We start from the raw sequence: 20569 nt of genomic DNA, 5'->3' as shown, positions 1-20569 counted from the left end.
ATGAAAGTCCTGTTTCTGGTGCAGAAAGAGCAGCGGGCGATTCTCGACCGTCTCTATGACGGTGTCGCTGCCCATTGCGACTGCGACCTGCGCTGGTTGAGCAGCGATGAGCAACGCAACCTGCGTCGCTACTTCCGCCAGGAAGTAGACGCCAGCCGTTACGACCGCATCGTGTTGTTCCTGCGTTTCAAGCAGGAAATCCGTCAGGCCGGCTTCATCCGCACCCTGCCCAACCTGGTGATCCTCGAACACGATGCCTACCAGAACTACATCTCCTGCAAATACACCGGCAAATTCTCGGCGCATTATCGACAAATGCCATGGGCGCGGGTGATCAGTTCTGGCTTCATGGTCAGCCAGCGCCTGCGCGAAGAGGGCTTCGATGCGGTGTTCGTGCCCAAGGGTTACGACCAGCAGTTGCTGACTGACCAGGGGCAGGCACGGGACATCGAGCTGGCCTTCGTCGGCAGCACCCGCAGCGTCGCCTACAGCGGGCGCAAGGCGTTGCTCGACGAACTGGCCCAGGTCGAGCCAGTGGTGGTGACCAAGACCAATTCTGGTGCCGATTACTGCAATACCCTGAACCGCATTCGTTTCTTCGTCAGTGCCGATGTCGGCATGGGCGAATACATGATCAAGAACTTCGAGGCCATGGCCTGTGGTTGCGTGTTGCTGGCCTTCGATCAGGGCAGCGCAGAGAACCAGGCGCTGGGGCTCGAGGATATGCGCAACGTGGTGCTGTACGACAGTATCCCGGTGTTGCAGGAAAAGCTTCGCACGTTGCGTGCAGACCCGGCGCTTGCGGCCAGCATTGCCGAACAAGGCCAGCGGCTGGCGCTCGAGCATTTCAGTTTTGCCCAGGTCGGGCGTAGCATCGTCGACCACATGACACCCCCGCTGCGGCCGCGCCCGCCGCTCGGCGCCTGGCAACGGCTGCGCCTGAAGCTGGGGTTTTGAAACATTCCGTTTCCTGGCACAGGGATGGAGCCGAAACAGATGACCGCCGTACAACGGAGGAAGCCCAGTGCGCTTCTCGGACAACAGTGATATCACCCTGGTGGTGACCAGTTGCGGTCGCTTCGACCTGCTCAAAGACACCCTGGCGAGTTTCGACCGCTTCAATACCGCGCCCATTCGCGAGGTCTTCATCACCGAAGACTCCGGCGACGATGCCGTCCATCAGGCCGTGCCGGCGCACTGGAAAGGCCATTGCACGGTGTTCGTCAACCGACCCAAGCTGGGACAGTTGCCGTCCATCGACCTCGCTTACGGGCAGGTCAAGACGCCTTACATCTTTCATTGCGAGGATGACTGGCAATTCTATCGGCAAGGTTTTGTCGAAGATTCCCACAACATTCTTGAGGTCAAGAGGGATATCCTTCAGGTTTGGTTGCGCAGCCACGCGCATGACCTGGCGATTCACAGCCCCTACATTCATTTGGGCGATCGTCAGGTCATCAACGGCGTGCCTTGCTACCCGCTAATCTCCGACAAGCCCGAATGGCAAAGCTTTTCGCTCAATCCAGGGCTGCGTCGCCTCAGCGATTATCAGCGTTGTGCACCCTTTGCTGCATATGCGGGTGAAAAGGCGCTGTCCAGGCGCTACGCTGAATTGAACCTGACCGGTGTGACCCTCGAGGGGGACGCTGTACTGCATACCGGTTTCGGCAACCATGTAACCCTCCCGGAGGAAGTGCAGCGCAAGAGCCGCCGCCGTCAGCGCGACAGGCTAAAGCTTGTCGCGGTACTGCTGACGGGGCTCTTGATCGGTACGGGAATCGGATTACTTGTTCAATGAAAGCGCGGGACTGGCGGCCAGTCTGCTCATCAGGGGCCTATACACCCCATGAACATCGTCAACGTGATGTGGGCGGGCGGCTCCCCGTATACCTCGGTGCACAAGGTGCACCGGCAGATTCTTTCCCACGCCGAGCCTCAGGCCAGCGTGAGCAACTGGCTGCTGCTGGGGGCCGGAACCTGCTGCAGCGTCGGCACCATACGCGAGTGGCACATGCCCCCGCGGGCGCTCAAGGGGCGCCATCTATGGCAACTGATGCTGCCGGTGCTCCGCGCTCGGGTGCGCAGGGCGCTCCAGGCATCGGCGGCCGACGTGCTGCTGCTCGACGGCCTGGGCGTGGCACGTCTGGTCCTGCCGGTGCTGCGCGACCTGCACCAGGTGCACGCTTCGGTGCTTTTCCACGGTTCCACTCGGCTGCGTGACAGCGATATCCGCCTGTTGCGTTCGCTGCCCACAGAGCGACTGAATATCGTCGCCGTCTCCAACACCCTCGCCTTTACCCTCGAACAGACCCTCGGCCGTCCCGTGCACACCCTGCGCGTCGCGCTGGAGCCGCAAGGGTTCGTCGATCGACTGCTGTCCCGCGAGCAGGCGCGCCAGGAACTGGCGTTACAGGATGATCAGCGACCGGTCTTCGGTGCCGTGGGGCGGCTGGTGGAAAGCAAAGGCTTCGAAATGCTGATCGAGGCTTTCGGCAAAGTCCATGGGCGGGAAAAACGCGCTCGGCTGGTCATTCTCGGCGAGGGCAGTCATCGCGCTCGGCTCGAGACGCGGATCAAGGCACTGAACCTGACCGAGACGGTCGAGCTATGCGGCTACCGAGACGACCTCTCACGACTGTACCGGGCTTTCGACTGGCTGCTGGTGCCGTCGCGTTCGGAGGGGCTCGGGCTGGTGTTGCAAGAGGCGGTGATGGCCGGCGTGCCGGTGATCAGCAGTGACCTGCCAGTGTTTCGCGAGCAGCTCAAGGAGGCGGGGTGCTATTTGCCGGTGGGCAACGGCGAGGCCTGGGCCAAGGCCATCGAGGGCTGCGCGCTGCGCTCGGCGGCGGCGGTGGCGGCCGAGCAGTATCGAGTGCTCGCCCCTGAGCAGGCCTGGCGTGCCTTTCAGCAGCGTGCTCAGGGCCTGTTGCGTTGAACGATCTTCAGGCGTCTGCGAAGGCCGCCTGAAACGCTTGCAGGGGAAATTGCGCCGCCAGATTTTCTCGGGCGATGTAGCGTTCCATGTGTTGCAGATTGCGTCGCACCATTCGCGAGGGCAGTGGGGCGCGCAGGAAACGCATGTCGGCGACGTCGATCAGGCCCAGTTGGCCTTTAGGTGTTTCAACCACGTTGCCCAGATGCAACGAGCGGAAGTAGATGCCGGCCTGGTGCAGGCGGTTGATCAGCTCGACCAGGCGCGGCAGGTAGTCGGCCCAGTCGAAGCTCGATTCGCGCGACAGATCGAGCAGCGTCTCGCCTGGCAGGGGGCGGTACAGCACCGCGGTCTTGCCGGGTGCTTCGAGCTTGTGATGACTGATCACTTCCAGCGTTGGAATGCCCATTTGCGCCAAACGTCCGGCATTGTCGACGAAGCGCTGCGAGTACGGACGCAGCAGCGCAGATGAAATAAGCCGCTTGCGACGAAAAACCTTGAGGATGTTGCCACCCTCGAGCAGGTAGACTTTGGCGCCGTAACTGTCGGCCTCAAGAATCCTGGCGCCTTGGGTGAGCGCGTCGAAGTCGACCTGGGCGAGTCGTGAGCAGTGCATGAATGAGCCTTGTCTTCTGGCAAGCAAGTGACCGGCAATAATGCCGAAATTAATCCACGAGCACCATGTTGCCGTGGTCAGTTTCATTCCGGGGGATCGATGTCGTATAGCAAGCGCTGGGCTCAGGCCTGGTTGGGTCTGGGCTTTGTCTGGTTCCTCGCCGGCATTGCCCTGGCTCCGAGCAACAAGCTGTTTCAGCAGGGCATGATCCTCTTTCTCTGGCTGCCGACCTTGCTGCTGGCCTGGTCGGCACGTGGTCTCTACGCCGAAGGCTGGCGACAGCAACCGTTGCTGTGGGGCAGTATCCTGCTGCTGCTGGGCTGGGGCGCGCTGAGCCTGTTGTGGTCAACCTCGCCAGAGGGCGCGCGCGACGGCAAGCGCCTGCTCTACATTCTGGTGTTCCTCATGGCGTTCCCGCTGTTGGCCCAGGCCGGTCTTGCGCGCATCCGTCAGTTGTTGCTGGTGGCGGGGATGTTGCTGGGGCTGGGCGCGCTGCTGTCTCTGGTGCAGTTCTACGCGATCATGGGTCATCCATGGTTCGAGCGTCTGTACGGTATCGGCGAAATTTCCCACCCGATTCTTGGCGCGTATGTCATCGCAGCGGCCTTGCTGTGGCTGTTGTACAGCCCTCCGCGCCAGGCCGCGAGCACCCTGGCCTGGGCGCTGGTCCTGGCGTTTCTCGGGCTGTTCGTCATCGCCACGCAAAGTCGCGGCGCCGCACTGGGGCTGGTGCTGACAGTGATAGCGGCGCCGCTGTGGCAACGCAGCCGTGCCAGTTGCGTGCTGGCCGTGGGCGCGCTGTTCGCCTCGGGGCTGGCCTTCGCGCTTGTTTATGAACTGATCGTCAGTCGCGGCGCTTCCTACCGCCCGGAGATCTTCGCTGCGGCCACCGAACTGATCAGCCAGCATCCGCTGACCGGTCTCGGTCTGGGCGCACCGTACGACCTGCAGGCGCAGGGTTTGCGCTTCGACCACTCACACAACATGTTCACCCACATCGCCATCGAGCTGGGCCTGCCCGGGGCATTGCTGTGGTGCGCGGTGTGGCTCGCGACGTTGCTGCACATTCTGCGGGCGCGACACACGGCGTTCGGCAAGATGCTCCTGGGCCTGTGGCTGTTCGCCACCTTCGCCATGCAGTTCGATGCCGCCAGCCTCACCGATACGCCCCGTGCCGAGTGGTTCATCAGTTGGCTGCCGGTCGCCATGGCGCTGCTGCTGCCGTGGACGACTGCCGAAAACGATGGCTGTGGTAAAATTTCCCGTTCCACCTGAACAGCGAGCTTGATGATGGCCGAAACACCGCTCCCGGCGGAGCACGACTCCAGCCTGAAGATCTACTTCCGGCTGCTGAGCTACGTAAAGCCCTATATCGGGATTTTCCTGCTGAGTATCGTCGGCTTCGTGATCTTTGCCTCGACCCAGCCCATGCTGGCAGGCATCCTCAAGTACTTCGTGGATGGCTTGAGCAATCCTGAAGTCGTCCTTTTCCCCAATGTGCCCTACCTGCGTGACCTGCAACTGCTGCAGGCCGTACCGCTGCTGATCATCCTCATCGCCGCCTGGCAGGGACTCGGCTCTTTCCTCGGTAACTACTATCTGGCCAAAGTGTCACTGGGTCTGGTGCACGACCTGCGCGTGGAGTTGTTCAACAAGCTGCTGGTGCTGCCTAACCGCTACTTCGACAACCACAACTCCGGGCACCTGATCTCACGCATCACCTTCAACGTGACCATGGTCACCGGCGCCGCCACCGATGCCATCAAAGTGGTGATCCGCGAGGGCCTGACGGTGGTGTTCCTGTTCATCTACCTGATGTGGATGAACTGGCAACTGACCTTGGTGATGCTGGCGATTCTGCCGATCATCGCGGTAATGGTCAGCACGGCCAGCAAGAAATTTCGCAAGCAGAGCAAGAAAATCCAGGTGGCGATGGGCGATGTCACCCACGTGGCCTCCGAAACCATCCAGGGCTACCGCGTGGTGCGCAGCTTCGGGGGCGAGGTCTACGAGCAGCGCCGCTTCGAATCGGCCAGCCAGAGCAACACCGATAAACAGCTGCGCATGACCAAGACCGGCGCGCTGTATACGCCCATGCTGCAACTGGTGATCTACACCGCCATGGCGGTGCTGATGTTCCTGGTGCTCTATCTGCGTGGCGATTCCTCAGCCGGTGACCTGGTGGCCTATATCACTGCGGCCGGCCTGCTGCCCAAGCCGATCCGGCAGTTGTCGGAAGTCAGCTCGACCATCCAGAAGGGCCTGGCTGGCGCCGAGAGCATCTTCGAGCAGCTCGACGAGAAGCCTGAAGTCGACACCGGCACGGTCGAGAAGGAACGTGTGCTGGGTCGTCTGGAAGTGCGCAATCTCAGCTTCACCTACCCCGGCACTCAACGTCAGGTGCTCAGTGACATCAGCTTCACTGCCGAGCCTGGGCAGATGATCGCCCTGGTGGGGCGCTCCGGCAGTGGCAAGTCGACCCTGGCCGCGCTGATTCCGCGCTTCTACCACCACAGCCACGGGCAGATCCTGCTCGATGGCGTGGAGATCGAAGAGTACCGCCTGCGCAACCTGCGCCAGCATGTCTCGCAGGTCACCCAGCACGTCACCCTGTTCAACGACACCGTGGCCAACAATATCGCCTATGGCGACCTTGCCGGGGCACCGCGCGAAGACGTCGAAGTGGCTGCGGCCGATGCCTATGCCAAGGAATTCGTCGACCAGTTGCCGCAAGGCTTCGACACTGAAGTCGGCGAGAACGGCGTGTTGTTGTCCGGCGGTCAGCGCCAGCGTCTGGCGATTGCCCGGGCACTGCTGAAGAACGCGCCGTTGCTGATTCTCGACGAGGCCACCTCGGCGCTCGACACCGAATCTGAGCGGCACATCCAGGCGGCGCTGGACCACGTGATGCAAGGGCGCACCACGCTGGTCATCGCCCACCGTCTTTCGACCATCGAGAAGGCCGATCAGATTCTGGTCATGGACCAGGGCCGTCTGGTCGAGCGGGGCACCCATGCCGAACTGCTCGCGGCCAATGGTCACTATGCGCGTCTGCATGCCATGGGCCTGGACGAGTCGGCCCACGCCGACATCACCTGAGCCTCATCGGTCGGGGCCCCAGCGGCCCCGATTGTCACCAGGAAATGCCCACACTTGATGCGGCGTTAAAGCCGCTTCAGGCCCTGTGCTAATATCCTGCCCCGTTCATTTTTCACATATGGGTTGTCCATGAAGTTGTCCATGCCGCGTTTCGATCAAGCCCCGGTTCTGGTGGTCGGCGATGTCATGCTCGACCGCTACTGGCATGGCGGTACTTCGCGCATTTCCCCCGAGGCGCCGGTGCCGGTGGTGAAGGTCGATCAGATCGAAGACCGTCCCGGCGGCGCGGCCAACGTGGCCCTCAACATCGCAGCCCTGGGTGCACCGGCATCGCTGGTTGGCGTCACCGGTCAGGACGAAGCTGCCGACAGCCTGGCCAATAGCTTGCAAGCGGCCGGCGTGCGTTCGGTGTTCCAGCGCATTGCCCACCAGCCCACCATCGTCAAGCTGCGGGTCATGAGCCGACACCAGCAGTTGCTGCGCATTGATTTCGAGCAACCGTTCCAGACCGATCCACTGTCCCTTGGCGAAGAAGTCGACGCGTTGCTCGAGGGCATCAAGGTGCTGGTGCTGTCGGACTACGGCAAAGGCGCGCTGAAGAACCACCAGCACTTGATCCAGGTGGCGCGGGCCAAAGGCGTTCCGGTGCTCGCCGACCCCAAGGGCAGCGACTTCAGCATCTACCGTGGCGCCAGCCTGATCACCCCCAACCTCAGCGAGTTCGAAGGCATCGTCGGCCGCTGCGCCGATGAAGCCGAGCTGGTCGGCAAAGGCCTGCAACTGCTGCGTGACCTCGACCTCGGTGCACTGCTGGTGACCCGCGGCGAACATGGCATGACCCTGTTGCGCCTCGATCATCCCCCGCTGCACCTGCCGGCGCGGGCCCGGGAAGTCTTCGATGTCACCGGTGCCGGCGATACCGTCATTTCCACGCTGGCGGCTGCCATCGCCGCCGGCGAAGAGCTGCCTCAAGCCGTGGCACTGGCCAACCTCGCGGCCGGCATCGTGGTCGGCAAGCTCGGCACGGCGGCCATCAGCGCCCCAGAGCTGCGTCGCGCCATTCAGCGCGAAGAAGGTTCCGAGCGCGGCGTGCTCGGTCTTGAGCAACTGCTGGTCGCCATCGATGACGCCCGCGCCCACAACGAGACCATCGTCTTCACCAACGGCTGCTTCGACATCCTCCATGCCGGCCATGTCACCTACCTGGAGCAGGCCCGTGCCCAGGGCGATCGACTGATCGTCGCGGTCAATGACGATGCCTCGGTCAGCCGTCTGAAGGGTCCGGGTCGCCCGATCAACAGCGTCGACCGGCGCATGGCGGTGCTGGCCGGGCTGGGTGCGGTGGACTGGGTCATCAGTTTCTCCGAAGGTACGCCGGAAAATCTGCTGCGTCAGGTCAAGCCCGATGTGCTGGTCAAGGGCGGCGACTATGGCATCGAGCAAGTGGTGGGCGCCGATATCGTCAGTGCCTATGGCGGTACGGTGAAAGTGCTGGGCCTGGTCGAGAACAGCTCGACCACCGCCATCGTCGAGAAGATTCGCAAGCGCTGACGCCCCTAGGGGCGCAGCTTGGTCCGCGCCCGCTTGATCAACGCCTTGGCCTTGCCGGTCAGGCGTTGCAGCGGTGAGCGGGGCTTGTTCTCCACCAGTCCTTGCTGGCGCAGCCAGTCCTTCCAGCGAATCCGTTCCTGGCTCACCACCCAGCCGTCCTGCGCCGCGAAGCTTTCGGCCAGGTACAGGCCGCGGGTGCTGGCCGGAATCAGCCGATCCTTGTTCAGCGTGTACAGCTCGGCCAGCGGCTTGCCGTCGACCACCGGCATCAGGTACAGGTCGGGGCGCTTGCGGTTGAGCCGCGTGACCAGTTGATCACCCTCCAGGCGCTCATCGACGTGGAACAGGCTCAGCGACTTGGCCTCGCGCGGTACTTGCAGGCGCAGGTCGTAGATCAGCTGCAACGAGGCGGTGGGCAGGTGCACGTAGGCCCGCGGACGCTCCAGCAGGGTGAGGTTGGCGCTTTGCACGGGCAAGGCCGCACCCGAGGCCGGGGTGAGCAGGAAGGGCGCTGACTCTCGATATTGCAAGGCCGCTGCATAGGGTGTCGGCAGCCAGGTGTCGTTGAAGCGTCCGCCGAGCCAGCCCTCGGGGGTTTCCAGCAGGCATTCCTCGGCGACTTCCTGAATTGCCGTGTGCAGCGGCAGGTTCAGTTCGTGGGCCGGTACGTAGCCTGAAATCAGCTTGAGCACGACATCGCCGCGGTCCTGGCGACGCTGGCGTACCAGCACCCAGTACTCGCGGTTCTGCCACTGTAAGGTCAGTCGCACCGACACCCCGAGATTGGCCAGCTCCACGCTGAAGCGCTGGGTGTCGGGCAATTCGATGGGCTTGCGCCGTTGCAGGGTCTGGCTGAAATTCAGCGGCATGCCCAGGCTCTTGTAGGCCAGCCCCTCGGGACTGGCCTCGACCTGCAAGGGCAGGGTCTTGAAGTTGCTCGGGTTCTTGCGGATCAGCGTTCGCGCCACGTGCGCCTCCTTGCCTGGTGCGCCCGGGTGGGCAGGTCAGTGCGGGCCCAGGATACGGGCCACGGTGGCCACGTTGTGGGCCAGGTGCAGCGGGTTGATGGTACCGACGATTGCACTGCTGACGCCGGGGTGACTGAACAGCAGCTCGAAACTGGCACGCACCGGGTCCACACCCGGTGCCAGGCAGACATGCCCGCTGGCCAAGGCTTTCTTCACCAGAATCGCCTTGCCGTGGGTCGCGGCATAGTCGATGACCGGGCGCTCATCCTGTTCCTTCAGGTTATAAGTGACCATCGCGCAATCGCCCTGTTCCAACGCCTTGAGGCCGCCGGCGGCAGTTTTTCCGGAAAGCCCGAAGGCGAGAATCTTGCCCTCCTGCTTGAGCGCCGCGAGAGTCTGGTAAACCTCGCTGTGTTCCAGGATATCCAGGTCGTTGCCGTCGGAGTGCACCAGTACCAGTTCCAGCCGATCGGTGTGCAGGCGTTGCAGGCTGCGCTCCACCGAGCGCCGGGTGTGCGCGGCGCTGAAGTCGAAGCGCGACTGGCCGGCCTCGAACTCCTCGCCGACCTTGCTGACGATCACCCAGGCGTCGCGCTGGCCACGCAACAGCGGGCCGAGGCGTTCTTCGCTGCGGCCATACGCCGGCGCGGTGTCGATCAGGTTGATACCCAAGTCGCGCGCCTGCGCCAGCAGCAGCCGCGCCTCGTCATCGCCAGGAATGGTGAAGCCGGTGGGGTATTTCACCCCTTGGTCGCGGCCCAGCTTGACCGTGCCCAGCCCCAGCGGCGAGACCATCAGCCCGGTGTTGCCCAGGGCGCGATGATGGGTGTGCAGTGTTGGCAGGCTCATGGCAGCAGTTGCTCCCAGGCAGGCACGCCCAGGGCGGGGCGTGGCAGGTCGCTGAGGTCGGCCTGGGCGCCTGGACGGATGCCGTCGCGTTGCAGCGTGGCCAGTACGCGGTCGCTGAAGTCCGGGGCCAGGGCCAGTTTGGTCGGCCATCCCACCAGCAAGTGGTCTTGCTCGGCGAGGAAGGCGTTGTCGGGGCGCACCAACCCCGATTGCGCAGGCTCGGCGCGCTCGACGCGCAGGGTCGCCCAGCGCAATGGCGTTTGATCAACCCACGGCAGCAACTGGGCGATTTCCTTGCGCGCCGCCGCGATCTGCGCCTCTGGCGTACGGGCCACGCCGTCGGCCTCAGCGAGGTCGCCGCCCAGGTACCAGACCCACTGGCCATCCGCGCCGGGATGGCTGGTCACCGTCACCCGTGGCTTGGGCCCACCGCCCAGGCAATGGGCGTACAACGGCTTGAGGTTCGGGCCCTTGACCATGACCATGTGCAACGGCCGGCGCTGCATGGCCGGCTGGCTCAGGCCAAGGGCCTGGAGCAAGGCTTCGCTGCCGCCACCGGCGCTGAGGACGATGCGCTGCGCGCGGATCTGACGGCCATCGACCTCGAGCCCAACCAGGGTATCGCCGTCGCGCAGCGGGGTGATGCGCTCGCCGGCGAGCAGGCTGTCACCGGCCAGCTCTGCCAGGTTGGCGAGCAGGCTGGGCACGTCGACCACTAACTCGGCCAGGCGATAGACCTTGCCCTTGAAGGCACGGTCTTGCAGGGCCGGGGGCAGTTGCTCGCCCTTGACCTGATCGACCCGGCCGCGCACCGCCTTGCTGGCGAAGAAGCTGGTGAGGTTGCCGGCCAGGGTGCCGGGCGACCACAAGTAGTGGGCCTCGGACAGCAGGCGGGTGTGGTCGAGGTTCAGCTCGCCGTCGCCGGCCAGCGCTTCGCGCCAGCGCCGCGGCATGTCGGAGATGGCTTCCGAGGCGCCGGTCAGCGCGCCGTGCAGCGCGTACTTGGTGCCGCCGTGGATGATGCCCTGGGACTTGATGGTCTGCTCGCCGCCCAGACTGGCCCGCTCCACCAGCACGGTCGAGTAGCCCAGCCGACGCAGCCTGGCGTTCAACCAGAGACCGGCGACTCCGGCGCCGACGATGAGAATGTCGGTGGCAATGGCGGTTGGCATGCAAAGACCTCGGATTCAAGACAAGGCGGGCAGTATACAGGTCTGCCTGGCCGGGCCGAGTGTGCCGTCGCGCGGCGCGGACCGCTCAATGGCCTGTGGTCTTGGAGAACACCTGAATCACCACCACGCCGCCGACGATCATCGCCATGCCGATCATTGCTGGCAGGTCGAGCTTCTGCCCATAGATCACCAGCGCCGCGACGCTGATCAACACGATGCCCAACCCCGACCACACGGCATAGGCGATACCCACCGGCACCGTGCGCACCACCAGGGTGAGCATCCAGAAGGCAATACCGTAGCCGACCACCATCAACAGCAGCGGCAGCGGGGTGCTCAGGCCTTTGACGGCCTTCATCGAAGCGGTGGCGATGACTTCGGCGCAGATGGCGATGGCCAGGTAGGTGTAGGCGTTCAAGTGGGGTAGTCCTCTGTTAAGTGCGAGCATTCTTAGGCTTGCGCGGCGCAGCGTCCAGCCATGCGCTGGAGGTTTCCTGTGCGAACCTGTCGTTACGTTTGGCGGATGTCCACGGGCACGGTTCCTTGTAGACTCTGCTGCCATGAACAGAACCCTCTATACCCTGTTGTTTCACCTGGGCCTGCCGCTGGTCGCGCTGCGCCTGTTCCTGCGTGCGCGCAAGGCACCGGCGTACGGCCAGCGCATCGGCGAACGTTTCGCCTGGACGCTGCCCGAACTGCGCCCGGGCGGACTCTGGGTACACGCCGTGTCGGTCGGCGAAAGCATCGCCGCAGCGCCCATGGTACGTGCGCTGCTCGCGGCGTATCCGCAGTTGCCGGTGACCATCACCTGCATGACCCCGACCGGCTCCGAGCGCATTCGCGCGCTGTTCGCCGACGAGCCGCGGGTGCAGCACTGCTACCTGCCGTACGACCTGCCCTGGGCGGCGCGACGTTTCCTCGACCGCGTGCAGCCTCGGCTCGGGGTCATCATGGAAACCGAGCTGTGGCCGAACATCATCGATCAATGCGCACGCCGCAGCATTCCCGTGGTGCTGGCCAATGCGCGGTTGTCCGAGCGCTCGGCGCAAGGTTATGGGCGTTTCGCCGGGTTGACCCGGCCGATGCTGGCGCAGATGAGCCTGATCGCCGTGCAGACCGAAACCGAAGCCGAGCGCTTCCGTCAGCTCGGCGCGCGTGCCGAGGCGGTGCAGGTCACCGGTTCGATCAAGTTCGACCTCAAGCTCGACCCGCAACTGCAACCCCGCGCCCAGGCCCTGCGCGAGCAGTGGGCAGCGCACAATCGCCCGGTGTGGATCGCAGCGAGCACCCATGAGGGCGAAGATGCCCAAGTGCTGGCGGCGCACCGTCAACTGCTGGCTGTGCACAGCGATGCTTTGCTGATTCTGGTGCCGCGCCACCCCGAGCGATTCACCACCGTGTACGAGCAGTGCCGCGAGCAGTTCAACAGCGTGCGCCGCTCCACGGGTGAGGCGGTCGAGGCCAAAACTCAGGTGCTGGTTGGCGACACCATGGGCGAGTTGCTGTTCCTCTACGCCTTGGCCGACATCGCCTTCGTCGGCGGCAGCCTGGTGCCCCGTGGCGGGCACAATCCGCTGGAGCCTGCCGCCCTGGCCTTGCCGGTGCTGATGGGCCCGCACGTGTTCAACTTCCTGGAAATCAGCAGCCTGCTGCGCGAAGCCGGTGGCCTGCTGCAGGTCGACAACGCCGAGAGCCTGGGCAACGAGGTGCGGCGTCTGATCGAGCTGGCCCAGGACGCCAGGCGCATGGGCGAGGCGGGCAGGCAAGTGATGCAAGCCAACCAGGGCGCGCTCAAGCGCTTGCTCGACGGCATCGATGCGCTGATGCGCTGAGCCATTGGCAAGGCCACAGCCCGTCTGTCGTGTTCACGGCAGGCGGGCTGTTCGCATTCAGGGGCGGCGCTCGAAGTTCTTCGCGGCAGCAGCGGCCAGGTCCGGCGGCAGGAAGTCCTTGTCCGGGTTGTAGTCGGCTTTGAGGTAGCGACCCAGGTCCTGCAGGTCTTGCGGGCTGAGGGTGCCGGCGGCCTGCTTGAGGCGCAGGTTGTCGAGGATGTAGTCGTAGCGGCTGTTGTTGTAGTCGCGCACCGAGTTGTACAGCTGGCGTTCGGCATCGAGCACATCGACGATGTTGCGCGTACCGACCTGGTAGCCGATTTCCGTGGCCTGCAGGGCGCTCTGGCTGGAGATGATCGACTGCTTGCGCGCTTGTACCTGCTCGACATCGGTGTTCACCGCGCGGTGCAGGTTGCGGGTGTTTTCCACCACCTGACGGCGCAGGCTCTCGCGCTGCTGTTCGCTTTGGCTGAGGCGCTGATAGGCCTCGCGCACCTGCGAGCTGGTCAGCCCACCGCTGTACAGCGGGATGTTCAGTTGCAGGCCGATGGTGGTCTGCTCGACGTCGCCGCCGTAGCGCACGCCGGGCTGCGGCGCCGGGTTGCTGAAGCCGAGGCTGTCGTTGTCGCCCTTCTGATAACGCGCCACGGCATCGAGTGTCGGAGCGTGACCGGCCTTGCGCTGGCGCAGGGTTTCCTGGGCGGCATCGACGGCATGGTTGGTCGCCAGCAGGTTGAGGTTCTGCCGCGCGGCAGTATCGACCCAAGCCCTGGCATCGTTGGGGCTTGGCACCTGCACCGGCAGGCTGTGCACGACCCCTTGCAGCGCGCCGTATTCACGGTTGGTCAGTGTTACCAGGGCCTGGAAGGCGTCGTCCACCTGGCGCTGGGCGATGATCCGGTTGGCCCGTGCGGTGTCGTAGCCGGCCTGGGATTGCAGCACGTCGGTCTTGTCGGAAAGGCCGACGTCGAAGCGTTCGTTGGACTGATCGAGCTGGCGCTTGAACGCCGACTCTTCGGCCTTGGTCGAGGCCAGGTTGTCTTGGGCGCGGAGCACCGCGAAGTAGCTTTCCGCGCTTTGCAGGATCAGATTCTGCTCGGTGGCCGAAAGCTCCAGCGCCGCCTGCTCGTTGACCGCCTCGGCAGCCTGCAACTGGAACCAGCGGTCGGCGCGGAACAGCGGCTGCGACAAGGTCGCGCTCCACGAATTGCCGCTGCGCGTTGAGGTGATCGCTGGCTCGTCGAGCCTGGTGCGGGTGTTCATCGATTCGGCACCGGCGGAAAGGTTGGGCAGCAGGCCGGCACGGGCCTGGGGCACGATCTCGCGGCGAGCGCCGTAGTCGGCACGGGCCGCGGCCAGATCAGCATTGTTGCCCACCGCTTCCTGATAGACGCTGACCAGGTCGGTTTTCACCGTTGGCAGCGTCTCCACTGCGGCAACTGCGGCATGGGACGCACAGGACACGGCGAGTGCCAGCGATAGTTTGCGCAGCATGGAGTCGATCCTTGAATTTCTAAACTGTTGAGTATTGAAAGTATTGAGTGTACGGCTGGACGCGCTCGGCAACAATTCCCCCTGAAGCCTTTCGTCACACCGATACCGGCAGGCTTGGCTTTGCCGAGCGCTTGAGTCTAGACTGCACGCGTTCTTGTCGGGGTGCCTTGAATCGAAGGCTGAGATCGGATAGTTCCGGATCCCGTTGAACCTGATCAGGTTAGCGCCTGCGTAGGGAACAAGATTGCTCGCTTTCCCGGCGAGATCTTGTGTCAGATCCGGGATCGTCGCAGCTCAACTGCACCACACCCCGCATCCGACACCGTACTCGTCCATGAGTGCGTCCGCGTCTTTCAGGTTCTTCCCCGACATTCCGCCCGCAGGAAACCGTCTGGAGAGCCGTGATGAGCAAACAAGAAAAATCCATTCACCTGAGTGAGTCGGCCAAGGTCGATCAGCAATCGGTGCAGCCCTTCACCCGTTCGCGCAAGATCTATGTCGAAGGCTCGCGCCCGGACATCCGCGTGCCAATGCGCGAGATCAGCCTGGATGACACCCCCACCGACTTCGGCGGCGAGGCCAACGCACCGGTGCTGGTCTACGACACCTCCGGCCCCTACACCGACCCCAACGTGATCATTGACGTGCGCAGGGGGCTGGGCGATGTGCGCTCGGCCTGGATCGACGCCCGTGGCGATACCGAGCGTCTGGCCGGGTTGAGTTCGAATTTCGGCCAGGAACGCCTCAATGACCCCGAGCTGACCCGCCTGCGCTTCAGCCACGTGCGCAACCCGCGCCGGGCCAAGGCCGGCGCCAACGTCTCGCAGATGCACTATGCGCGGCAGGGCATCATCACTGCGGAAATGGAATACGTGGCGATCCGCGAGAACCTCAAGCTGCAAGAAGCCCGCGCCGCCGGGCTGCTCGACCAGCAACACGCCGGGCACAGTTTCGGTGCCAGCATCCCCAAGGAAATCACCGCCGAGTTCGTTCGCGAGGAAGTCGCCCGAGGCCGCGCGATCATTCCCGCCAACATCAACCACACCGAGCTCGAGCCGATGATCATCGGCCGTAACTTCCTGGTGAAGATCAACGGCAACATCGGCAACAGCGCGCTGGGCTCGTCCATCGAAGAAGAGGTCGCCAAGCTGACATGGGGCATCCGCTGGGGCTCGGACACGGTCATGGACCTGTCCACCGGCAAGCACATCCATGAGACCCGCGAGTGGATCATCCGCAACTCGCCGGTGCCGATCGGCACGGTGCCGATCTACCAGGCGTTGGAAAAGGTGGGCGGGGTGGCCGAAGACCTGACCTGGGAGCTGTTCCGCGACACCCTGATCGAGCAGGCCGAGCAGGGTGTCGACTACTTCACCATCCACGCCGGCGTGTTGCTGCGCTATGTGCCGCTGACCGCCAAGCGCGTCACCGGTATCGTCAGCCGCGGCGGCTCGATCATGGCCAAGTGGTGCCTGGCGCATCACCAAGAGAACTTCCTCTACACCCACTTCGAGGAAATCTGCGAAATCATGAAGGCCTACGACGTCAGCTTCTCGCTCGGCGATGGCCTGCGTCCGGGCTCGATCGCCGACGCCAACGACGCCGCGCAGTTCGGTGAGCTGGAAACCCTTGGCGAGCTGACCAAGATCGCCTGGAAGCACGACGTGCAGTGCATGATCGAAGGCCCCGGCCACGTGCCGATGCAGTTGATCAAAGAGAACATGGACAAGCAGCTCGAATGCTGCGACGAAGCGCCGTTCTACACCCTCGGCCCGCTGACCACCGACATCGCGCCGGGTTACGACCACATCACCTCCGGCATCGGTGCGGCGATGATCGGCTGGTTCGGCTGTGCCATGCTCTGCTACGTCACGCCCAAGGAGCACCTGGGGTTGCCGAACAAGGATGACGTCAAGACCGGCATCATCACCTACAAGATCGCTGCCCATGCCGCCGACCTCGCCAAGGGCCACCCGGGTGCGCAGATTCGTGACAACGCGCTGTCCAAGGCGCGCTTCGAATTCCGTTGGGAAGACCAGTTCAACCTTGGCCTCGACCCGGACACCGCGCGCGCTTTCCACGACGAGACCTTGCCCAAGGAATCGGCCAAGGTGGCGCACTTCTGCTCGATGTGCGGGCCGAAGTTCTGCTCGATGAAGATCACCCAGGAAGTGCGCGAGTACGCCGCCAACCTGCGCATCGATGCGGTCGAGGTGTCGGTGGAAGAGGGCATGCGTGAGCAGGCGGAGCGCTTCCGTCAGGAAGGGAGCCAGCTGTATCACAAGGTGTAAGGGGGCTCGGCGGCTTTGATCTTGGGGCCCTTCGCGGGTAAACCCGCTCCTACAGATCGTGTAGGAGCAGGCGGTCCGCCGCTGCGGTTTAGCCGTGAAGGGCCGTAAAGCCAAATAACTCGATTCCCCGGCCCTTACCCCCGCCCTGGGAACAGCTCAGGCTTGAGAATGCCGTTCAGGCGCGGGTAGGGGATCTTCAGTTCGACATGGCCCATGGAGTAAGGGGCGATGGCGTAGACCTCATATTTGACGATCATCGCGCCGTAGGTCAGGGCGATGTGCGGCGATTTGCGGAAGGGCCAGGTCTTGATGAACTCTGCGTCCTTGTCCATTTCCACGCTCATCAGCCAGGCGCGGTGGGATTCGGCGACGGTCTTCCAGAAGGTGTCTTCCTGGCCGGGCAGAAGCATGTCCTGCAAAGTCAGCACCTTGTCCTGCTGGCGTGAATAGTTGATCAGGTCACGCCCCGGCATGCCGTGGGCGCCGCCGGTGTCCAGATAACTCGACAACTCGACGATCACCAGTCCGTCATGCTGCTCGCGTACCTTGGCTTGCAGGTAGCTGCTGTTGCGCTTCTGCGCCGTGGCCAGGTACTGCTGTTCGTAGGCCTTGAGCGAGCTGGGCGGGGTGCTGCGTTCGTTGTCTTCGGTCAGTTGCAGCAGGCGACGCTCGACGATGCCGTCGAGTTTCGGCAGTGCCGGGAACGACACGGTGTCGATGTTCACCAACGGGCAGTCGCTTTCCGTGCAGCCGGGCTTGATGTGTTCCCAGGCGTCGCGCTTGACCTCCAGCGGTGTGCGGTAGTTGGGCGCGAACACGCTCTGGCAGGCTCCCAGGGCCAGGGCCAGTACGGCAACGGAGGTCAGTTTGACAAGTGTCATGTTGATCCTTGCAAGACAAGATGATCGGTCTTCGACCGTCGGCGAGAGGTTCGGTTCGCCGCTAAACTAACAGAGTCGCTACGGCCTGTGGTGGCTAGTTGAAAGGGATGAAACGCGGCGTTTCGCAGAGTAGGATGGCGCGATGTAGTCGTTGCTGTAGAGGAATTTCCATGGCCAACCCTTCGCATTCCGAGCCCCGGCTCGTCGAGACCGTCAAGCGTGAGCACTGCTTCAAGGGCTTCTACCGGCTCGACCGCGTGCACCTGCGCCACGAGCTGTTCGACGGCGGCATGAGCCGGGAAATCAGCCGCGAGCTGTTCGTGCGCCACGATGCCGTGTGCGTGCTGCCGTACGACCCACAGCGCGATGAAGTGGTGCTGATCGAGCAGTTTCGCGTCGGTGCCATGGACAAGGCGAGCAACCCCTGGCTGATCGAGCTGGTCGCCGGGCTGATCGACAAGGACGAACAACCCGAACAGGTCGCCCACCGTGAGGCCGAGGAAGAGGCTGGGCTGAGCTTCTCGGCACTGTGGCCGATGACCCGCTATTTCCCTTCGCCGGGCGGCAGTGACGAGTTCGTGCACCTGTTCCTCGGCCGTTGCAGCAGCGAAGGCGCCGGCGGCGTGCATGGCCTGGAAGAAGAAAGCGAAGACATCCGCGTGCAGGTCTGGTCGTTCGAAGACGCCCTGCAGGCGGTGCGCGACGGACGCATCTGCAATGCTGCCAGCATCATCGCCTTGCAATGGCTGGCGCTGAACCGCGCCGAAGTGCGGGGGATGTGGTCGTGAGCCCGGCTCGCGAACGCTACCGGGTCGACCTGGTCGGCCTGCAGGCTGCCTGCGAGGCCAACTATGCGCGGCTCATGCGCCTGTTGCCGGAGATGCGCAGCAGCCAAAGCGAGCGGCGTATCGGCATGACCCAGGGCGACCAGGCTCTGGGTGTGCTGGCCCTGGAGGTGCTGCAGGCCTGCCCGTACACCACCACCTTGCGCGTGCGCCAGGAGCACAGCCTGCTGTGGCTGCCGGTGCCGCAGATGGAGGTGCAGGTGTACCACGATGCACGCATGGCCGAGGTGGTCAGCGCCGAGCATGCGCGGCGTCTGCGCAGCATCTATCCCTACCCCAACGAAGCCATGCACCAGCCCGATGAAAAGGCCCAGCTCAACCTGTTTCTCGGCGAATGGCTCAGTCACTGCCTGGCCTGGGGCCATGAACTGGCGGCGGTTCGCTGAAATGTGAACCCGGTCGGCTTCTGCCGGTTGCGTCCAGCCCGGCGCTGACGATAATTGCGCCACACCCGCTCAAGGAGACGGCCGTTGTCAACGCCAGCCCCCTTCCGCTCTGCCTCCCCTGTCCATGTCGTGCAACTGACCGACCCGCACCTGTTCGCCGATCCGGCCGGCGGCCTGCTGGGCGTCAATACCCGTGACACCCTGCGCCACGTGGTGCAGCAGGTGCGCCGCGAGCAGGCGCAGATCGACCTGCTGCTGTGTACCGGCGATCTGTCCCAGGACGGCAGTGCGGCGTCTTATGCCGCGTTTGCCGAGCTGACCGACGGCCTGGCTCCCCTGAGTCGCTGGTTGCCGGGCAATCACGATGTGCCGCAGGTCATGGCCGCGGTCGGCCAGGACACGCTGATCCAGGCGGTCACCGATATCGGCGCATGGCGTGTGCTGATGCTCAACTCGGCCGTGGTAGGCGCCACCCATGGGCTGCTGGCCGAGGATCAGCTGACGCTGCTCGACCAGGCCCTGGGCGACGCTGGAGAGCGCCACTGCCTGGTCTGCCTGCATCACCAGCCGGTCGACATCGGTTGCGCGTGGATCGCGCCCATCGGCCTGCGCAACGCCGAGCAGCTGTTCGCAGTGCTGGCTCGCCACGCCCAAGTGCGCGCGCTGCTGTGGGGGCACATCCACCAACCCTGGGATGAACAGCGCAATGGCCTGCGCCTGCTGGCAACGCCCTCGACCTGCATCCAGTTCGCCGCCGGCAGCCAGGACTTCCAGGTCAGCGAAGAGTCCCCCGGCTACCGCTGGCTGCGCCTGCACGATGACGGCTCGATCGACACCGCCGTGGAGCGCGCTGAAGACTTCGTGGTGACCCTGGACTTCGACAGCCCGGGCTACTGAGCCGCTTCGCAGGCGCCGGGCAACACTTTGCGAAACCTGCGACTGCGCCAAACCCCGGCGAACGCGATACACTGCGCGTTTCCCCGCGCCCGGCTGACCGGGCGCCGCGTTGCAGATGCCGAGGCTACGATGTCGGGTTCGATCCTTTATATACACGGGCTCAACAGCTCGCCGCTGTCGCTCAAGGCCAGCCAACTGACCAAGGTCATGCAGCAGCTCGGGCTGTCCGAGCAACTGCGCGTACCGGCGCTGCATCACCATCCGCGCCAGGCCATCGCCCAGTTGCAGGCAACCATCGCCGAGCTCGACTCCCCCTTGCTGGTCGGCAGTTCGCTGGGCGGTTATTACGCCACCTGGCTGGCCGAGCAGCATGGCCTAAAGGCGCTGCTGATCAACCCTGCTGTGGCCCCGCACCGGCTGTTCGACGGCTACCTGGGCACCCAGCGCAACTACTACAGCGAGGAAACCTGGGAGCTGACCCACGATCACATCGCGGCCCTGGCCGAGCTGGAAGTGCCGTCGCCGCAAGACCGTAACCGCTTCCAGGTATGGTTGCAGACCGGCGATGAGACCCTCGACTACCGCCACGCCGAGCGCTACTACCAGCACTGCGACCTGCGTATCGAGCAAGGTGGCGACCACGGTTTCCAGCACTTCGCCGCGCATATCCCTGCGCTGCTCGGCTACGCCGGTGTCGATCCCGAGCGGGTCGCCGCTGTCGACCTTGCCACCCTTTGATCCCTGCATTCACCAGAC

19 protein-coding genes and 1 riboswitch are annotated in these 20569 nt (G+C 64.1%); of the genes, 12 read left to right on the top strand and 7 right to left on the bottom strand.

Annotated elements, in window-relative coordinates; all coding sequences use genetic code 11:
• From LK03_RS03370 to LK03_RS03360, 3 genes are all read left to right on the top strand, one after another.
• A complete protein-coding gene (locus LK03_RS03370) occupies positions 1 to 957 on the top strand; it encodes a glycosyltransferase (protein ID WP_038411065.1) in 957 nt (318 codons plus the stop codon).
• Between the two features lie 67 nt (positions 958 to 1024).
• Entirely contained in the window at positions 1025 to 1798 is a 774-nt protein-coding gene (locus tag LK03_RS03365) for a glycosyltransferase family 2 protein (protein ID WP_038411064.1), read from the top strand.
• 48 nt (positions 1799 to 1846) lie between these two features.
• Complete coding sequence (locus LK03_RS03360) at positions 1847 to 2935, top strand: glycosyltransferase (protein WP_038411063.1); 1089 nt, start codon at positions 1847 to 1849, stop codon at positions 2933 to 2935.
• Positions 2936 to 2942: 7 nt separating this feature from the next.
• Here the strand turns inward: LK03_RS03360 and LK03_RS03355 are convergent, their stop codons facing one another.
• Positions 2943 to 3548, bottom strand: coding sequence for a toluene tolerance protein (locus LK03_RS03355; protein WP_038411062.1), 606 nt, complete (start codon positions 3546 to 3548; stop codon positions 2943 to 2945).
• A 99-nt stretch (positions 3549 to 3647) separates the two neighbouring features.
• Here LK03_RS03355 and LK03_RS03350 point away from each other — a divergent pair, with 99 nt between their 5' ends.
• From LK03_RS03350 to hldE, 3 genes are all read left to right on the top strand, one after another.
• Complete coding sequence (locus LK03_RS03350) at positions 3648 to 4823, top strand: O-antigen ligase family protein (protein WP_038411061.1); 1176 nt, start codon at positions 3648 to 3650, stop codon at positions 4821 to 4823.
• Positions 4824 to 4838: 15 nt separating this feature from the next.
• On the top strand, positions 4839 to 6647 hold the full coding sequence (msbA, locus tag LK03_RS03345; protein ID WP_038414591.1) for a lipid A export permease/ATP-binding protein MsbA: 1809 nt from the start codon (positions 4839 to 4841) through the stop codon (positions 6645 to 6647).
• A 129-nt stretch (positions 6648 to 6776) separates the two neighbouring features.
• A complete protein-coding gene (gene hldE, locus LK03_RS03340) occupies positions 6777 to 8198 on the top strand; it encodes a bifunctional D-glycero-beta-D-manno-heptose-7-phosphate kinase/D-glycero-beta-D-manno-heptose 1-phosphate adenylyltransferase HldE (RefSeq protein WP_038411060.1) in 1422 nt (473 codons plus the stop codon).
• A gap of 5 nt (positions 8199 to 8203) precedes the next feature.
• Here the strand turns inward: hldE and LK03_RS03335 are convergent, their stop codons facing one another.
• The 4 genes from LK03_RS03335 to LK03_RS03320 form a co-directional block, all read right to left on the bottom strand.
• Entirely contained in the window at positions 8204 to 9166 is a 963-nt protein-coding gene (locus tag LK03_RS03335) for a hypothetical protein (RefSeq protein ID WP_038411059.1), read from the bottom strand.
• A gap of 36 nt (positions 9167 to 9202) precedes the next feature.
• Entirely contained in the window at positions 9203 to 10015 is an 813-nt protein-coding gene (locus tag LK03_RS03330) for an aldo/keto reductase (RefSeq protein WP_038411058.1), read from the bottom strand.
• Complete coding sequence (locus LK03_RS03325) at positions 10012 to 11187, bottom strand: NAD(P)/FAD-dependent oxidoreductase (RefSeq protein ID WP_038411057.1); 1176 nt, start codon at positions 11185 to 11187, stop codon at positions 10012 to 10014. Before LK03_RS03325 ends, LK03_RS03330 begins: the two co-directional genes overlap by 4 nt.
• Before the next feature lie 85 nt (positions 11188 to 11272).
• Positions 11273 to 11605, bottom strand: a complete 333-nt coding sequence (locus LK03_RS03320; protein WP_038411056.1) for a DMT family transporter — start codon at positions 11603 to 11605, stop codon at positions 11273 to 11275.
• A gap of 142 nt (positions 11606 to 11747) precedes the next feature.
• Here LK03_RS03320 and waaA point away from each other — a divergent pair, with 142 nt between their 5' ends.
• On the top strand, positions 11748 to 13019 hold the full coding sequence (waaA, locus tag LK03_RS03315) for a lipid IV(A) 3-deoxy-D-manno-octulosonic acid transferase (RefSeq protein WP_038411055.1): 1272 nt from the start codon (positions 11748 to 11750) through the stop codon (positions 13017 to 13019).
• A 57-nt stretch (positions 13020 to 13076) separates the two neighbouring features.
• Here waaA and LK03_RS03310 read toward each other — a convergent pair whose 3' ends face one another.
• Positions 13077 to 14513, bottom strand: coding sequence for a TolC family outer membrane protein (locus LK03_RS03310; RefSeq protein WP_038411054.1), 1437 nt, complete (start codon positions 14511 to 14513; stop codon positions 13077 to 13079).
• A 148-nt stretch (positions 14514 to 14661) separates the two neighbouring features.
• A riboswitch (TPP riboswitch) is annotated at positions 14662 to 14768 on the top strand.
• 149 nt (positions 14769 to 14917) lie between these two features.
• Here LK03_RS03310 and thiC point away from each other — a divergent pair.
• On the top strand, positions 14918 to 16804 hold the full coding sequence (gene thiC / locus LK03_RS03305) for a phosphomethylpyrimidine synthase ThiC (RefSeq protein WP_038411053.1): 1887 nt from the start codon (positions 14918 to 14920) through the stop codon (positions 16802 to 16804).
• Between the two features lie 134 nt (positions 16805 to 16938).
• Here the strand turns inward: thiC and LK03_RS03300 are convergent, their stop codons facing one another.
• The gene (locus LK03_RS03300) at positions 16939 to 17685 is read right to left on the bottom strand and encodes an RsiV family protein (RefSeq protein ID WP_038411052.1); all 747 of its coding nucleotides are present in this window, start codon (positions 17683 to 17685) and stop codon (positions 16939 to 16941) included.
• A gap of 170 nt (positions 17686 to 17855) precedes the next feature.
• On the opposite strand from LK03_RS03300, the gene LK03_RS03295 reads away from it, so the two are divergent.
• The 4 genes from LK03_RS03295 to LK03_RS03280 all read left to right on the top strand — a co-directional run bounded on the left by LK03_RS03295 (position 17856) and on the right by LK03_RS03280 (position 20551).
• The gene (locus LK03_RS03295) at positions 17856 to 18473 is read left to right on the top strand and encodes an NUDIX domain-containing protein (RefSeq protein WP_038411051.1); all 618 of its coding nucleotides are present in this window, start codon (positions 17856 to 17858) and stop codon (positions 18471 to 18473) included.
• A complete protein-coding gene (locus LK03_RS03290) occupies positions 18464 to 18916 on the top strand; it encodes a DUF1249 domain-containing protein (RefSeq protein ID WP_038411050.1) in 453 nt (150 codons plus the stop codon). Before LK03_RS03295 ends, LK03_RS03290 begins: the two co-directional genes overlap by 10 nt.
• Positions 18917 to 19000: 84 nt before the next feature.
• A complete protein-coding gene (gene cpdA, locus LK03_RS03285) occupies positions 19001 to 19813 on the top strand; it encodes a 3',5'-cyclic-AMP phosphodiesterase (protein WP_038411049.1) in 813 nt (270 codons plus the stop codon).
• A 129-nt stretch (positions 19814 to 19942) separates the two neighbouring features.
• Positions 19943 to 20551, top strand: a complete 609-nt coding sequence (locus LK03_RS03280) for a YqiA/YcfP family alpha/beta fold hydrolase (protein ID WP_038411048.1) — start codon at positions 19943 to 19945, stop codon at positions 20549 to 20551.
• The last annotated feature ends 18 nt before the right edge of the window (positions 20552 to 20569 follow it).

Source organism: Pseudomonas cremoricolorata, assembly GCF_000759535.1.
GTDB classification, from domain to species: Bacteria; Pseudomonadota; Gammaproteobacteria; order Pseudomonadales; family Pseudomonadaceae; genus Aquipseudomonas; species Aquipseudomonas cremoricolorata_A.
The sequence above is the reverse complement of the archived record's forward strand: the minus strand, read 5'-3'. Positions and strand labels throughout refer to the sequence as shown.

Coding starts and splice junctions, on each gene's coding strand:
- LK03_RS03370 (WP_038411065.1), top strand. CDS start 1: ATGAAAGTCCTGTTTCTGGTGCAGAAAGAGCAGCGGGCGATTCTCGAC.
- LK03_RS03360 (WP_038411063.1), top strand. CDS start 1,847: ATGAACATCGTCAACGTGATGTGGGCGGGCGGCTCCCCGTATACCTCG.
- LK03_RS03355 (WP_038411062.1), bottom strand. CDS start 3,548: ATGCACTGCTCACGACTCGCCCAGGTCGACTTCGACGCGCTCACCCAA.
- LK03_RS03350 (WP_038411061.1), top strand. CDS start 3,648: ATGTCGTATAGCAAGCGCTGGGCTCAGGCCTGGTTGGGTCTGGGCTTT.
- msbA (WP_038414591.1), top strand. CDS start 4,839: ATGGCCGAAACACCGCTCCCGGCGGAGCACGACTCCAGCCTGAAGATC.
- hldE (WP_038411060.1), top strand. CDS start 6,777: ATGAAGTTGTCCATGCCGCGTTTCGATCAAGCCCCGGTTCTGGTGGTC.
- LK03_RS03330 (WP_038411058.1), bottom strand. CDS start 10,015: ATGAGCCTGCCAACACTGCACACCCATCATCGCGCCCTGGGCAACACC.
- LK03_RS03325 (WP_038411057.1), bottom strand. CDS start 11,187: ATGCCAACCGCCATTGCCACCGACATTCTCATCGTCGGCGCCGGAGTC.
- waaA (WP_038411055.1), top strand. CDS start 11,748: ATGAACAGAACCCTCTATACCCTGTTGTTTCACCTGGGCCTGCCGCTG.
- LK03_RS03310 (WP_038411054.1), bottom strand. CDS start 14,513: ATGCTGCGCAAACTATCGCTGGCACTCGCCGTGTCCTGTGCGTCCCAT.
- thiC (WP_038411053.1), top strand. CDS start 14,918: ATGAGCAAACAAGAAAAATCCATTCACCTGAGTGAGTCGGCCAAGGTC.
- LK03_RS03300 (WP_038411052.1), bottom strand. CDS start 17,685: ATGACACTTGTCAAACTGACCTCCGTTGCCGTACTGGCCCTGGCCCTG.
- LK03_RS03295 (WP_038411051.1), top strand. CDS start 17,856: ATGGCCAACCCTTCGCATTCCGAGCCCCGGCTCGTCGAGACCGTCAAG.
- LK03_RS03280 (WP_038411048.1), top strand. CDS start 19,943: ATGTCGGGTTCGATCCTTTATATACACGGGCTCAACAGCTCGCCGCTG.